The sequence below is a fragment of the Pseudomonas sp. GW821-FHT03A09 genome (assembly GCF_059421065.1).
This window is the reverse complement of the sequence record NZ_JBWKUX010000001.1, coordinates 284,676-298,074: the sequence shown is the minus strand read 5'-3', so window position 1 is coordinate 298,074 and position 13,399 is coordinate 284,676. Positions and strand designations below refer to the sequence as shown.

The 13,399-nt window shown below is 61.4% G+C and carries 13 protein-coding genes; 10 read left to right on the top strand and 3 right to left on the bottom strand.

From position 1 onward, the window contains the following. The first annotated feature begins 89 nt into the window (after window positions 1-89). Genes rpoZ through AC07V4_RS01355 form a run of 4 tightly spaced genes read left to right on the top strand, consistent with a single transcriptional unit; the run spans window position 90 to window position 3,738 of the window. Complete coding sequence (gene rpoZ, locus AC07V4_RS01370; RefSeq protein ID WP_003195508.1) at window positions 90-353, top strand: DNA-directed RNA polymerase subunit omega; 264 nt, start codon at window positions 90-92, stop codon at window positions 351-353. A gap of 60 nt (window positions 354-413) precedes the next feature. Then, window positions 414-2,519, top strand: a complete 2,106-nt coding sequence (gene spoT / locus AC07V4_RS01365) for a bifunctional GTP diphosphokinase/guanosine-3',5'-bis pyrophosphate 3'-pyrophosphohydrolase (RefSeq protein WP_056860838.1) — start codon at window positions 414-416, stop codon at window positions 2,517-2,519. A 38-nt stretch (window positions 2,520-2,557) separates the two neighbouring features. Then, entirely contained in the window at window positions 2,558-2,938 is a 381-nt protein-coding gene (locus AC07V4_RS01360; RefSeq protein WP_003176922.1) for a RidA family protein, read from the top strand. A 56-nt stretch (window positions 2,939-2,994) separates the two neighbouring features. Beyond that, window positions 2,995-3,738, top strand: a complete 744-nt coding sequence (locus AC07V4_RS01355) for a hypothetical protein (protein ID WP_492635107.1) — start codon at window positions 2,995-2,997, stop codon at window positions 3,736-3,738. Between the two features lie 125 nt (window positions 3,739-3,863). On the opposite strand, the gene AC07V4_RS01350 is transcribed toward AC07V4_RS01355, so the two are convergent. Beyond that, on the bottom strand, window positions 3,864-4,715 hold the full coding sequence (locus AC07V4_RS01350; protein ID WP_492635108.1) for an SDR family oxidoreductase: 852 nt from the start codon (window positions 4,713-4,715) through the stop codon (window positions 3,864-3,866). A gap of 187 nt (window positions 4,716-4,902) precedes the next feature. Here AC07V4_RS01350 and exbB point away from each other — a divergent pair, with 187 nt between their 5' ends. From exbB to AC07V4_RS01320, 6 genes are all read left to right on the top strand, one after another. After that, window positions 4,903-5,883, top strand: a complete 981-nt coding sequence (gene exbB, locus AC07V4_RS01345) for a tonB-system energizer ExbB (RefSeq protein ID WP_492635109.1) — start codon at window positions 4,903-4,905, stop codon at window positions 5,881-5,883. Between the two features lie 6 nt (window positions 5,884-5,889). Beyond that, window positions 5,890-6,315 (top strand): TonB system transport protein ExbD, encoded by a 426-nt coding sequence (gene exbD, locus AC07V4_RS01340; protein ID WP_003195519.1) that lies wholly within the window; start codon window positions 5,890-5,892, stop codon window positions 6,313-6,315. Next, on the top strand, window positions 6,312-7,061 hold the full coding sequence (locus AC07V4_RS01335; protein ID WP_492635110.1) for an energy transducer TonB family protein: 750 nt from the start codon (window positions 6,312-6,314) through the stop codon (window positions 7,059-7,061). The genes exbD and AC07V4_RS01335 overlap by 4 nt, the downstream gene beginning before the upstream one ends. A 228-nt stretch (window positions 7,062-7,289) precedes the next feature. Beyond that, window positions 7,290-8,210: a hydrogen peroxide-inducible genes activator gene (locus tag AC07V4_RS01330; protein ID WP_431751009.1), complete on the top strand. Its 921-nt coding sequence runs from the start codon at window positions 7,290-7,292 to the stop codon at window positions 8,208-8,210. An 8-nt stretch (window positions 8,211-8,218) separates the two neighbouring features. After that, a complete protein-coding gene (recG, locus tag AC07V4_RS01325) occupies window positions 8,219-10,294 on the top strand; it encodes an ATP-dependent DNA helicase RecG (RefSeq protein ID WP_492635111.1) in 2,076 nt (691 codons plus the stop codon). Between the two features lie 77 nt (window positions 10,295-10,371). Beyond that, window positions 10,372-11,772, top strand: coding sequence for an aminoacyl-tRNA deacylase and HDOD domain-containing protein (locus AC07V4_RS01320; protein WP_492635112.1), 1,401 nt, complete (start codon window positions 10,372-10,374; stop codon window positions 11,770-11,772). A gap of 131 nt (window positions 11,773-11,903) precedes the next feature. On the opposite strand, the gene AC07V4_RS01315 is transcribed toward AC07V4_RS01320, so the two are convergent. Together AC07V4_RS01315 and tagQ are read right to left on the bottom strand one after the other, a co-directional pair. Next, window positions 11,904-12,278: a hypothetical protein gene (locus AC07V4_RS01315; RefSeq protein WP_010207528.1), complete on the bottom strand. Its 375-nt coding sequence runs from the start codon at window positions 12,276-12,278 to the stop codon at window positions 11,904-11,906. Window positions 12,279-12,402: 124 nt separating this feature from the next. After that, a complete protein-coding gene (gene tagQ, locus AC07V4_RS01310) occupies window positions 12,403-13,326 on the bottom strand; it encodes a type VI secretion system-associated lipoprotein TagQ (RefSeq protein WP_431751012.1) in 924 nt (307 codons plus the stop codon). Window positions 13,327-13,399: the final 73 nt, after the last annotated feature.

The following is a 13,399-nucleotide window of genomic DNA, read 5'->3' as shown; positions in this document are numbered from 1 at the left end:
GCTTCCCTAAACGCTGGTGATTTTTTAAACTGTTTAGTCCGCTCGCCCAACCGGGCAGCGCGCATCTTGCATTCGCTCCGAGGAATACCATGGCCCGCGTAACCGTTGAAGACTGCCTAGAACACGTGGATAACCGCTTTGAGCTGGTCATGCTCTCTACCAAGCGTGCCCGTCAACTGGCCACTGGCGGCAAAGAGCCCCTGGTCCAGTGGGAAAACGACAAGCCTACCGTTGTCGCCCTGCGTGAAATCGCCGAAGGCCTGATGAGCTACGAGTTCATCGCCAATGCCGAAATCGTTGAAGACGAACCGCTGTTTGCCGCGTTCGAAGGCGAGTCCAACGAGGACGTCTAAGCCTATGCCTGGTCGACGTAGCACGGCGCGGGGTCACAGCCAACGGCAGGAGTTCACACTTTGCCGAGCATAGACGCCCTCGCCGATCGCTTATCGGCCTACCTCGGCCCAGACCAGGTCAACCTGGTCCGCCGAGCGTATTTCTACGCCGAACAAGCTCACGACGGCCAACGCCGCCGTAGTGGCGAGGCGTATGTCACGCATCCTCTTGCAGTGGCAAATATTCTCGCCGACATGCACATGGACCATCAGAGCCTGATGGCTGCGATGTTGCATGACGTGATCGAAGACACCGGCATCGCCAAGGAAGCGCTCAGTGCGCAGTTTGGCGAAACCGTGGCCGAACTGGTCGACGGGGTCAGCAAACTGACCCAGATGAACTTCGAGACCAAGGCCGAAGCCCAGGCGGAAAACTTCCAGAAGATGGCCATGGCCATGGCCCGCGACATCCGGGTCATTCTGGTCAAGCTCGCCGACCGGCTGCACAACATGCGCACGCTGGAAGTGCTGTCTGGTGAAAAACGCCGGCGCATCGCCAAGGAAACCCTGGAAATCTACGCGCCCATCGCCAACCGGCTGGGCATGCACGCCATTCGTATCGAATTCGAAGACCTCGGCTTCAAGGCCATGCACCCGATGCGTTCGGCGCGCATCTACCAGGCAGTCAAGCGCGCCCGGGGTAACCGCAAGGAAATCGTCAACAAGATCGAAGAGTCCCTGAGCCATTGCCTGGCGATCGACGAGATCGAGGGTGAAGTCAGCGGCCGGCAGAAACACATCTACGGCATCTACAAGAAGATGCGCGGCAAGCGTCGGGCCTTCAACGAGATCATGGACGTGTACGCGTTCCGGATCATCGTCGACAAGGTCGACACCTGCTACCGCGTGCTGGGCGCTGTACATAATTTGTACAAACCCTTGCCGGGCCGCTTCAAGGACTACATCGCGATTCCCAAGGCCAACGGCTATCAGTCACTGCATACCACGCTGTTTGGTATGCATGGGGTGCCGATCGAGATCCAGATTCGCACCCGCGAAATGGAAGAAATGGCCAACAATGGCATCGCCGCCCATTGGCTGTACAAGTCCAGCGGCGACGAGCAGCCTAAAGGCACTCACGCTCGTGCACGCCAGTGGGTCAAGGGCGTGCTGGAAATGCAGCAACGTGCCGGCAACTCCCTGGAATTTATCGAAAGCGTGAAGATCGACCTGTTCCCGGACGAGGTCTACGTGTTCACGCCCAAAGGCCGGATCATGGAGCTGCCCAAAGGCTCCACGGCGGTCGACTTTGCCTACGCCGTACACACCGACGTGGGTAACAGCTGCATTGCCTGTCGGATCAATCGCCGTCTCGCGCCGCTGTCCGAACCGCTGCAAAGCGGCTCCACGGTCGAGATCGTCAGCGCCCCGGGCGCCCGCCCGAACCCGGCATGGCTGAACTTCGTGGTCACCGGCAAGGCGCGCACACACATTCGTCACGCCCTGAAACTGCAGCGCCGCTCCGAGTCCATCAGCCTGGGCGAACGCCTGCTGAACAAAGTGCTCAACGGTTTCGACAGCGCCCTGGACAAGATTCCTGCAGAGCGCGTGCAAGCGATGCTCCATGAATATCGCCAGGAAACCATCGAAGACCTGCTGGAAGATATCGGCCTGGGCAACCGCATGGCCTACGTGGTCGCCCGCCGCCTGCTGGGCGAAGGCGAACAGCTGCCAAGCCCCGAAGGCCCGCTGGCGATTCGCGGCACCGAGGGCCTGGTGCTCAGCTACGCCAAGTGCTGTACGCCCATTCCAGGCGACCCGATTGTCGGCCATCTGTCCGCCGGCAAAGGCATGGTGGTGCACCTGGATAATTGCCGCAACATCACCGAAATCCGCCATAACCCGGAAAAATGCATCCAACTCTCGTGGGCCAAGGATGTCACCGGCGAATTCAACGTCGAGCTGCGGGTGGAACTGGAACACCAGCGCGGCTTGATCGCCCTGCTGGCCAGCAGCGTCAACGCCGCCGATGGCAATATCGAGAAAATCAGCATGGACGAGCGCGATGGCCGCATCAGCGTGGTCCAGTTGGTGGTCAGCGTTCACGATCGCGTACACCTGGCCCGCGTGATCAAGAAACTGCGCGCCCTGACCGGAGTGATCCGCATCACCCGCATGCGTGCCTAGCTTTTAGATAAGCCATGTTCTCTTACAAGGAGTCACAAATGACCAAGACCGTTATCACCAGCGACAAGGCCCCAGCCGCCATTGGCACTTACTCCCAGGCGATCAAGGCAGGCAACACCGTCTACATGTCCGGCCAGATCCCGCTGGACCCAAAGACCATGGAACTGGTTGAAGGCTTCGAAGCACAGACCGTTCAGGTCTTCGAAAACCTCAAGTCCGTCGCCGAAGCGGCCGGTGGTTCGTTCAAGGACATCGTCAAACTGAACATCTTCCTCACCGACCTGAGCCACTTCGCCAAGGTCAACGAGATCATGGGCAAGTACTTCGAACAACCTTACCCAGCCCGCGCCGCCATCGGCGTTGCTGCCCTGCCAAAGGGTGCGCAGGTTGAGATGGACGCGATTCTGGTCATCGAGTAAAACACCCGGCGCGGCCTCCACAGGCTGCGCCGACTTCGTTTTAGAAGGATTTCGTAATGCGCAAAGCGCTTGTAGCCTCTTCGTTGCTAGCCCTGTTGTTGGGCGGCTGTGCCAGTAACCCTGCCGACCTGGATGTGGGCGGCACCTGGATCAACCAGGCCGCCATCAACGCGGCAGCCAAGGGCGGCCCTTTGCGTGAAGCGCTGCAGAGCAACGGCCCAAACCTCGAATGGGAGGTCAACACCAAGGCCCTGCAGGCGCGCTACTACAACGGTTTTGAAGTCGCTGAAGGCAAGTTGCTCGGCGAGAAGCCCGGCGCCTGGAGCGTCGACTTCTATGGCAGCACCGCCACCGAGCTCAAGCGCAAAGGCAAACAACTGCTGCAAGTGGCCAACGACAACGAACCTGAACAGCTGTTCGCCCGCGCCAAGGATCCGGCCCCGGAAGGCGCACCACTGGGTGCCAACTTCGAACGAGCACTGTATGCAGCCTATATGGGCGGCGACTGGAAGATCACCGACGGCAACGGTAACGGCTCCACCGTACAATTCCTGGCCAATGGCAAGGTTGCCGGCCTGCCTGGGGCCGACCAGTATTCGCTGTGCCTGGCGGGTGATTGCGCCTCGATGAGCGGCGGCTACGACAGCATCTGGCTACAGCTGAATGGCAAGGGCAACCCGTGGATTTTCGCGCGCAAGGGCAAGCAACTGGAAATCTTCCAGGCGGTGAACACTGCACTGGCAGATGAAGTGCCGCAGTTCACTCCCGGCCCTCGCCAGTGGTTGCTGGAAAAACAATAAGCCGCCATTACCGAGATCCAAATGTGGGAGGGGGCTTGCCCCCGATTGCAGAGTGACAGCCACCGTTAAATTGGCTGGTGCACAGCTATCGGGAGCAAGCCCCCTCCCACATTTTTGACCGTGATTCAGCCCTTGAGAATCGCGGCGTAGCCTTCACGGTAACTCGGATAGGTCGGCACCCAGCCCAACGCCTTCGCCCGCGCATTACTGCACTGCTTGCTCCCAGCACGGCGCACACTCGCGTCGTCTGCCCATTCGGTCACACCGAGATATTCACGCAGCCAACCGACCACGTCGGCCAACGGTGCCGGGGCGTCGTCCACGCCGATATAGACCTTATCCAGAGAACCGCCCTGCTCCACATGCCGCAACAAAAAGGCCAACAAGCCCGCCGCGTCATCCGCATGAATGCGGTTGCCATACAAAGGCGGGTCGATAGCCACGCGATACCCCTGGCGCACCTGGGTCAGCAGCCACTCACGGCCCGGACCGTAAATGCCGGTCAAACGCACGATGCTCGCGGGTATGCCACTGTTAAGCGCCACTTGCTCAGCTTCGAGCATGACCGTTCCAGAATAGCCCTGGGCCTCGGTGTCGGATGTTTCATCAACCCACTCGCCATTCTGCTGCCCGTACACACTGCTGCTAGATACAAATAGCAGGTGTTTCGGCTCTTGGCCGTAGTCGCCCAGCCACTCCAGCACATGTTTCAGCCCTTGTACGTAAGCGGCGCGATAGCCGGCCTCATCGTGGTCCGTTGCAGCGGCGCAATACACCAGGTAATCCACCCCACCGATCGGCCAGGTGTCAGGACAGTCCTTTTTGAAGAGGTCGCCGGCAATGCCGATCACACCGTCGGGCAGGCGCGAAATATCGCGGCGCAGGCCATGAACCTCCCATTCCGAGGCCAGCAATTGGCTAGCCAGCCGACTACCCACATCGCCACAACCGGCAATCACAACAGAAGGCGCAGACATCTCAAAACTCCGTACTTAAAGGCGCAGATTAGCCGCCGAAGATGACCAGCGGCCAGCAAAAGGACAAATAAAGTAACTGTATTACTTTTGTTAACAAGAATTACTTGCAATAATAACCGCCCATTTGTCCTCGGCCTAAAGGGTCTGGAAGGACGATCACCCATTTTTTCTCTCAGGTCCGGCCAGCATGACACGTAATACAAACTCCGCTTCGCCAACCATGCTTCACAGCCCATCCCGCGCCTGGCGTGCGATGGCTGCGATGCTGTTCAGCGTACTGCTGGCGCCGACCGCCGCATTCGCTGATGCCACTGCCCCAGCCGCTCCGGCCGCTGCCGAGCACAGTGCGGCAACCCAGGCAGCGCCTGCCGCCGCACCGGTCGCCACCGATCCGACCCAGGCCGCAACGCCAGCGCCTGCCGACGAGACCGGTGTTGTGCTGGAAGAAGACAACACCCTGGGCATGGCCCACGACCTGTCGCCGTGGGGCATGTATCAGAACGCTGACGTGGTGGTAAAAGCCGTGATGATCGGCCTGGCCATCGCCTCGATCATTACCTGGACCATCTGGATCGCCAAAGGCTTCGAGCTGCTGGGCGCCAAACGCCGCCTGCGCACCGAAATCGTCCACTTGAAAAAGGCCACCACCCTCAAGGAAGCGAGCGACACCGCCACCAAGAAGGGCACCCTGGCCAACCTGTTGGTACACGACGCGCTGGAAGAAATGCGCCTGTCGGCCAACACCCGCGAAAAAGAAGGCATCAAGGAACGTGTCGCCTTCCGCCTGGAGCGCCTGGTCGCTGCCTGCGGTCGCAACATGAGCAGCGGTACCGGCGTACTGGCAACCATCGGTTCCACCGCACCGTTCGTCGGCCTGTTCGGCACCGTGTGGGGCATCATGAACAGCTTCATCGGTATCGCCAAAACCCAGACCACCAACCTCGCCGTCGTTGCCCCCGGCATCGCCGAAGCCCTGCTGGCTACCGCCCTGGGCCTGGTTGCCGCGATTCCTGCGGTAGTGATCTACAACGTCTTCGCCCGTTCGATCGCCGGCTACAAGGCCCAGGTATCGGATGCGTCGGCAGAAGTGTTGCTGCTGGTCAGCCGCGACCTCGATCACCTGCCTACCGAGCGCAGCTCGCAACCGCACATGGTGAAAGTGGGGTAATCGGCCATGGGCCTGCATTTGAATCAAGGCGACGACGAGCTCGTCGAGAACCACGAGATCAACGTCACACCGTTTATCGACGTGATGCTGGTGCTGCTGATCATCTTCATGGTGGCGGCACCGCTGGCGACCGTAGACATCAAGGTCGACCTGCCAGCGTCCAGCGCCAAGCCTGCGCCGCGACCGGAAAAACCGATCTTCCTCAGCGTCAAGGCGGACCAACGCCTGTTCCTGGGCGAAGAAGAAGTCAAAGCCGAAACCCTGGGCCCTGTACTTGACGCCAAGACCCAAGGCAAGAAAGACACGACGATCTTCTTCCAGGCCGACAAAGGCGTGGACTACGGCGACCTGATGAGTGTGATGGATGCCCTGCGGGCAGCCGGCTACCTCAAGGTGGGCCTGGTCGGACTTGAGACGGCAGCCAAGAAATGATCACGACGCGCCACAAACTGACGCGTTATGGCACCAGCCTTGCCGTCGTGCTGGGCGTGCACGCCGTCGCGATCATCATCGCGCTCCAATGGTCCGCGCCGCACCCTGTGCAGCTGCCGCCGGCCGCCATGGTCATCGACCTGGCGCCAATGCCTGCGCCGCCGCCTCCGGCACCGCCCAAGGTGATCACGCCGCCGCAACCACCTGCCCCGGTGGAAGAGCTGCCCCTGCCGAAACTGGCCGAGGCGCCCAAGCCGACGATCCAGGTGCCCAAGCCGGTCAAACCCAAGCCCAAGCCGCAACCGCCCAAGCCGGTGGAGAAAAAGCCCGAGCCGCCCAAGGAGAAACCTTCCGAAGAGCCGCCGAGCGAAACCCCACCGACCAATACACCGGCAGAAAAGTCGGCACAACCCGTGCCTGGCCCGTCGCCCCAACAGGTCGCCGCCAAAGCGTCCTGGGAAGGCACCCTGCTGGCGCATTTGCAGAAGTACAAGAAGTACCCGCAGAGCGCCCAGCGCAGCGGCAAGGAAGGCCTGAACCGCTTGCGCTTCGTGGTCGATGGTGAAGGCAATGTGCTGTCGTATGAGCTGGTGGGCCGCTCCGGCAACGCCGACCTGGACCGTGCAACCCTGGACATGATCCGTCGTGCCCAGCCGCTACCCAAGCCACCCGCCGACATGTTGAAAGGCGGCAGCGTCGAAATCGTCGCGCCATTCGTCTACAACATCGAAAAACGCCGCCGCTAAGGATTACGGGAGCCAGCTTGTGTGGGAGCTGGCTTGCCTGCGATAGCATCGCCTCGGTGCAACTGATAGACCGAGGTGCCTGCATCGCGGGCAAGCCCGCTCCCACATTTGGTTGCATGCAACCAATATCTCAGGCAAATCCCCGCTCAATCCCCAGTAAAGTTCTGATAACGTGCGTCTATCGATTGCAGCCGGTATGCTTGGCCCGCAACCTCATGGACGCCCGCTATGACTCTTACAGAATTGCGCTACATCGTGACCCTCGCCCAAGAGCAGCACTTCGGCCATGCGGCCGAGCGTTGCCATGTCAGCCAACCGACGCTGTCGGTGGGCGTGAAGAAGCTTGAAGACGAACTCGGTGTGCTGATCTTCGAGCGCAGCAAGAGCGCCGTGCGCCTCACCCCGGTGGGTGAAGGCATCGTGGCCCAGGCCCAGAAGGTCCTGGAGCAAGCCCAAAGCATTCGCGAACTGGCCCAGGCCGGCAAGAACCAGCTGACGGCACCGCTGAAAGTCGGCGCCATCTACACCGTCGGCCCGTACCTGTTCCCGCACCTGATCCCGCAACTGCACCGTGTCGCACCGCAGATGCCGCTGTATATCGAAGAAAACTTCACCCACGTGCTGCGCGACAAGCTGCGCAATGGCGAGCTGGACGCAATCATCATCGCCCTGCCCTTCAACGAGGCGGACGTGCTGACCCTGCCGCTCTACGACGAGCCATTCCAGGTACTGATGCCGGCCTCGCACCCGTGGACCCAGAAAGACACCATCGACGCCGCCCTGCTCAACGACAAGAGCCTGCTGCTGCTCGGCGAAGGCCACTGCTTCCGCGACCAGGTGCTCGAAGCCTGCCCGACCCTGACCAAAGGCAACGACGGCGCCAAGCACACCACCGTGGAATCCAGCTCCCTGGAAACGATTCGCCACATGGTCGCTTCCGGCCTGGGCATTTCGATCCTGCCGCTGTCAGCGGTGGACAGCCACCACTACGCCCCCGGTGTGATCGAAGTGCGTCCGCTCACACCACCGGTGCCGTTCCGCACGGTGGCCATTGCCTGGCGCGCCAGTTTCCCTCGGCCCAAAGCCATTGAGATCCTCGCCGACTCGATCCGCCTGTGTTCGGTGGCCAAGCCGCCTGCTGCGAGCTAAATAGACGTATGACTGAGTTGTCGCAGGTGTCGGTGACGGCACTCAAGGGTGTCGGTGAAGCCATGGCCGAGAAGTTGGCCAAGGTCGGCCTGGAAAACCTCCAGGACGTGCTGTTCCACCTGCCGCTGCGCTATCAGGACCGTACCCGCGTGGTGCCCATCGGCCAGTTGCGCCCCGGGCAAGACGCGGTGATCGAAGGCACCGTCAGCGGGGCCGACGTAGTGATGGGCAAGCGTCGCAGCCTGGTGGTGCGTCTGCAGGACGGTACCGGTGGGCTGAGCCTGCGTTTCTACCACTTCAGTAACGCGCAGAAAGAGGGCCTCAAGCGGGGCACCCGCGTACGCTGCTACGGTGAAGCACGGCCCGGCGCCTCGGGCCTGGAAATCTACCACCCGGAATACCGCGCCATCACCGGTGATGAGCCGCCACCAGTGGACACCACACTTACCCCGATCTACCCGCTCACCGAAGGCCTGACCCAGCAACGCCTGCGCCAATTGTGCATGCAAACCCTGACGATGCTCGGCCCGAAAAGCCTACCCGACTGGCTGCCTCTGGAACTGGCTCGCGACTATCAATTGGCACCGCTGGACGATGCAATCCGCTACCTGCATCACCCCCCCGCTGACGCTGATGTCGATGAACTGGCACTGGGTCATCACTGGGCCCAGCACCGTCTGGCGTTCGAAGAACTGCTAACTCATCAGTTGTCCCAGCAACGCTTGCGCGAAAGCATGCGTTCCTTGCGCGCACCTGCGATGCCCAAGGCAATGCGCTTGCCCGCGCAATACCTGGCCAATCTCGGCTTCACCCCAACCGGCGCACAACAACGCGTGGGTAATGAAATTGCCTACGACTTGAGCCAGCAAGAACCCATGCTGCGCCTGATCCAGGGTGACGTAGGCGCAGGCAAGACCGTGGTCGCCGCCCTCGCCGCCCTGCAAGCTTTGGAAGCCGGTTACCAAGTGGCGCTGATGGCGCCCACCGAAATCCTCGCCGAACAGCACTTCATCACCTTCAAGCGCTGGCTTGAACCGCTGGGCCTGGAAGTGGCGTGGCTGGCCGGCAAGCTCAAGGGCAAAAACCGCGCAGCAGCTCTGGACCAGATCGCCGGCGGCGCACCGATGGTGGTCGGCACCCACGCGCTGTTCCAGGACGAAGTGCAGTTCAAGAACCTCGCCCTGGTGATCATCGACGAGCAACACCGCTTCGGCGTGCAGCAGCGCCTGGCCCTGCGCCAGAAAGGCGTGGGCGGGCGCATGAACCCGCACCAGTTGATCATGACCGCCACGCCGATCCCGCGCACCCTGGCCATGAGCGCCTATGCCGACCTCGACACGTCGATTCTCGACGAACTGCCCCCCGGTCGTACCCCGGTCAATACCGTACTGGTCACCGACACCCGCCGCGTGGAAGTGATCGAGCGGGTGCGCGGCGCCTGCGCCGAAGGCCGTCAGGCGTACTGGGTGTGCACGTTGATCGAAGAGTCCGAAGAGCTGACCTGCCAGGCCGCCGAAACCACGTACGAAGACCTCACCAGCGCCCTGGGCGAACTGAAGGTCGGGCTGATCCACGGCCGCATGAAGCCTGCAGAAAAAGCCGCGGTGATGGCCGAGTTCAAGGCCGGCAACCTGCAACTGCTGGTGGCCACCACGGTGATCGAGGTCGGCGTGGACGTACCCAACGCCAGCCTGATGATCATCGAAAACCCCGAGCGCCTGGGCCTGGCGCAATTGCACCAATTACGCGGCCGCGTCGGCCGAGGCAGCGCGGCCAGCCATTGCGTGTTGCTGTATCACCCGCCACTGTCACAAATCGGTCGCCAGCGCCTGGGCATCATGCGCGAAACCAACGACGGCTTTGTCATCGCCGAAAAAGACCTCGAACTGCGCGGCCCCGGTGAAATGCTCGGCACCCGCCAGACCGGCCTGCTGCAATTCAAGGTGGCCGACCTGATGCGCGATGCCGACCTGTTGCCCGCCGTGCGTGATGCGGCACAAGCGCTGCTGGAGCGCTGGCCGGAACATGTCAGCCCACTGCTCAATCGCTGGCTACGACATGGGCAGCAATACGGCCAAGTGTGACGCCTGACTCACTTATCCGACCAACACCTGTATCAAGCTGGTTATACTTCTTGGACTGTACGAATTTGGATCAGGCCATGTCAGAAGTAGCCCTCGCCACAGCCCCACTGACCGCCCCGCCGGTCATTCGGGCTCTGCTCGCAAAGCTCGCCATCCCTTACACGGAAGTCGCGGAACAGCCTGGCCTGAACCCTGCCCGAAAGGTCCAGGCGGTGCTGCTGGAAGATGCCGTTGGCGCACTCATGGTCCTGTTCCCCCAGAGCCAATTGCTCGACCTCAACCGTCTCGCCGAACTGACCGGGCGCCGCCTGACAGCCGTGGCGCCGGAGCGTGTCGAACGCATGCTGGGCAAGCATGAGTTGAGCCTGCTGCCTGGCCTGCCCGCGCTGACCAGCTCGCCGTGCCTGTACGAAGGCAGCCTGCTCAGCGAACCGAGCCTGCTGGTGCATTCGGGTGAAGCCGGACTGCTGCTTGAAATCGCCAGCGTCGACTTCAAGACCATGCTCACCAAGGCCAGCGCCGGGCACTTCGGCGAGCCGCTGAGCAACATCCGCCCCAACCTCGACCGCCCCAATGATGACCGCGAGGAAATCACCCAGGCGATGCAGGCGTTTACCGCCCGCCGCATCCAGCAGCGCCTGGAAGCGACCATCGAGATTCCACCGCTGGCCGACACCGCGCAAAAAATCATCAAACTTCGCGTCGATCCCAACGCCACTATCGATGACATCACCGGCGTGGTGGAAACCGACCCGGCCCTCGCCGCCCAGGTGGTGAGCTGGGCCGCGTCGCCGTACTACGCCTCGCCGGGCAAGATTCGTTCAGTGGAAGACGCCATCGTGCGCGTGCTGGGCTTCGACCTGGTGATCAACCTGGCGCTAGGCCTGGCCCTGGGCAAGACCCTGAGCCTGCCCAAGGACCACCCGCACCAATCCACACCGTACTGGCACCAGTCGATCTACACCGCAGCCGTGATCGAAGGCCTGACCCGCGCCATGCCCCGCGCCCAGCGCCCGGAAGCCGGCCTGACTTATCTGGCTGGCCTGCTGCACAACTTCGGCTACCTGCTACTGGCACACGTGTTCCCGCCACACTTCTCGCTGATCTGCCGTCACCTGGAGGTCAACCCGCACCTGTGCCACAGCTATGTCGAGCAACACTTGCTGGGCATCAGCCGCGAGCAGATCGGCGCCTGGCTGATGCGCTACTGGGACATGCCGGACGAACTGTCCACCGCCCTGCGCTTCCAGCACGACCCGACCTACGACGGGCAATATGCCGAATACCCGAACCTGGTGTGTTTGGCCGTGCGCCTGTTGCGCAGCCATGGCATCGGCTCCGGGCCGGACGAGGCGATCCCGGATGCGCTGCTGGAGCGTTTGGGGCTGACGCGGGACAAAGCTGAGGAAGTAGTGGGTAAAGTGTTGGATGCCGAGGTGTTGTTGCGCGAACTGGCATCGCAGTTCAACCAGGCCTGAATCTGTAGCCTGTTAGATCGCTATCGCAGGCAAGCCAGCTCCCACATTTGACCGAGTTCCAGCTTTGAAATGCGGTCGAATGTGGGAGCTGGCTTGCCTGCGATGAACTCAACTCGGTCTAGCTGAAAACGCTACTTCTTTTTCTTCGGCTTCAAATACTTGGTCAACCCCTGGAACCAGATCACCAGCGCCGGGTTGCCCTTGATCTGGATCGACTTGTCCTGAATCCCCGTCATGAACGCCAGTTGCTTGTTCTTCGCCTGCATCGTGGCGAAGCCGTAGGCGGCATCCTTGAACGCAATGGCGAATGCCGGTGACGGATGAACACCCGAACGGCTGGTGATGCGCTGGTCTTTGACGATGAAGTGACGGGCAACCTTGCCGTCGAGGGTCTGCAACTGAAACGCCAGGTCTTTATCACCCAACTGTTGCTGGAAGGCAGGATTGGTGCGGCTGGCTTTGCCCATCATCAGGCCCAGCACCCACAGCAGAAGACGAAATTTCATGCACACGGCCTCGGTGTATTTATTAAGTGGCCGCAGCAGTTTAACGATTTGTCGGCAGAACGCCACCGATCTCGCGCTTTAGCAGGAGATCGGCAGGCGTTTAACGCTTATAGCAACATCTTACTTAAACGTTAGGGCAAGGTACCGGCGCCCAGTCGGCCAGGTTTGGATCACGGCAAGTGCCTTCGATCTGCGCTTTACCGGCGCTGGCGACCTGCTTGCTTTCAGCTTGCTTGGCCTGCACGGTCTGGATGCTTTTCTCGGTGGTGACCGCTTCTTTCGGCACGGTTGGCAGCTTCTTCGCGACTTTTGGCGGAGTCTTGCCGCCCTTCTTGGATGGTACGACGACAGGTGCTACGTCGGCTTGGGCCACGGTGACCACATCGTTGCGCTGTACACCCACCTGTTGCAGGTCTTTCTCGTAAGCCTGGGTGTAGTTGTTCAGGTCTTCACTGGCTTTGCCGTTGACCGCGACGATCAGGTCATTGGACTCCTTCAGGCCCGCGACAATTTCCGCCAGGCGCTTGCGGCCTTCGGTGTCGTTGACGGTCTTGGCCTTGCGGTCATTCACCAGCTTGGTGAACGCGCTCTGGTAGCACTGCTGGGACGCTTTGGCGTAAGCGGTGCTGCGATCGATGTCGGATGCGCTTTTGTTGAAGTCGGTGGAGTAGGACGCGATGCGCTGGTTGTCATCGGTGATCTGCTTTTGACGCTCGGTGTAGTAACCCGCCGCGCCGCCGGCCAGGGCACCGCCTGCTGCACCGATGGCCGCGTTACGACCGCGCTTGTCCGAGTCGCCGGTCAGGGCACCCAGCAATGCACCACCGGCCGCACCGAGGGCCGCACCGGTCACCACTGACTTGGTCATGTCCGAATCCGTGGCGCGCAGGTGTTGCACCGGCTCGTAGCAGTTCGGGTAGTACTCGACCTTGGTGCTCGACGCGACCTTGGAGGTCGGCGACGTGGCGCAACCAGTCAATACGGTGCTGAAACCGGCTGCGATCAGCAGCAGGTGACGCTTGGAAACCGCCTTACGGGAAAAAAACATAGGTGTGATCTCTATTTAGTTTGACTTGCCCAGCACGGCCCACCGCCGCCTGAGTCCCTTCCAAGCTCGCCGA

Coding starts and splice junctions, on each gene's coding strand:
- rpoZ (WP_003195508.1), top strand. CDS start 90: ATGGCCCGCGTAACCGTTGAAGACTGCCTAGAACACGTGGATAACCGC.
- exbD (WP_003195519.1), top strand. CDS start 5,890: ATGGGCCTGCATTTGAATCAAGGCGACGACGAGCTCGTCGAGAACCAC.
- AC07V4_RS01360 (WP_003176922.1), top strand. CDS start 2,558: ATGACCAAGACCGTTATCACCAGCGACAAGGCCCCAGCCGCCATTGGC.
- AC07V4_RS01335 (WP_492635110.1), top strand. CDS start 6,312: ATGATCACGACGCGCCACAAACTGACGCGTTATGGCACCAGCCTTGCC.
- AC07V4_RS01320 (WP_492635112.1), top strand. CDS start 10,372: ATGTCAGAAGTAGCCCTCGCCACAGCCCCACTGACCGCCCCGCCGGTC.
- AC07V4_RS01315 (WP_010207528.1), bottom strand. CDS start 12,278: ATGAAATTTCGTCTTCTGCTGTGGGTGCTGGGCCTGATGATGGGCAAA.
- exbB (WP_492635109.1), top strand. CDS start 4,903: ATGACACGTAATACAAACTCCGCTTCGCCAACCATGCTTCACAGCCCA.
- AC07V4_RS01350 (WP_492635108.1), bottom strand. CDS start 4,715: ATGTCTGCGCCTTCTGTTGTGATTGCCGGTTGTGGCGATGTGGGTAGT.
- tagQ (WP_431751012.1), bottom strand. CDS start 13,326: ATGTTTTTTTCCCGTAAGGCGGTTTCCAAGCGTCACCTGCTGCTGATC.
- AC07V4_RS01330 (WP_431751009.1), top strand. CDS start 7,290: ATGACTCTTACAGAATTGCGCTACATCGTGACCCTCGCCCAAGAGCAG.
- recG (WP_492635111.1), top strand. CDS start 8,219: ATGACTGAGTTGTCGCAGGTGTCGGTGACGGCACTCAAGGGTGTCGGT.
- AC07V4_RS01355 (WP_492635107.1), top strand. CDS start 2,995: ATGCGCAAAGCGCTTGTAGCCTCTTCGTTGCTAGCCCTGTTGTTGGGC.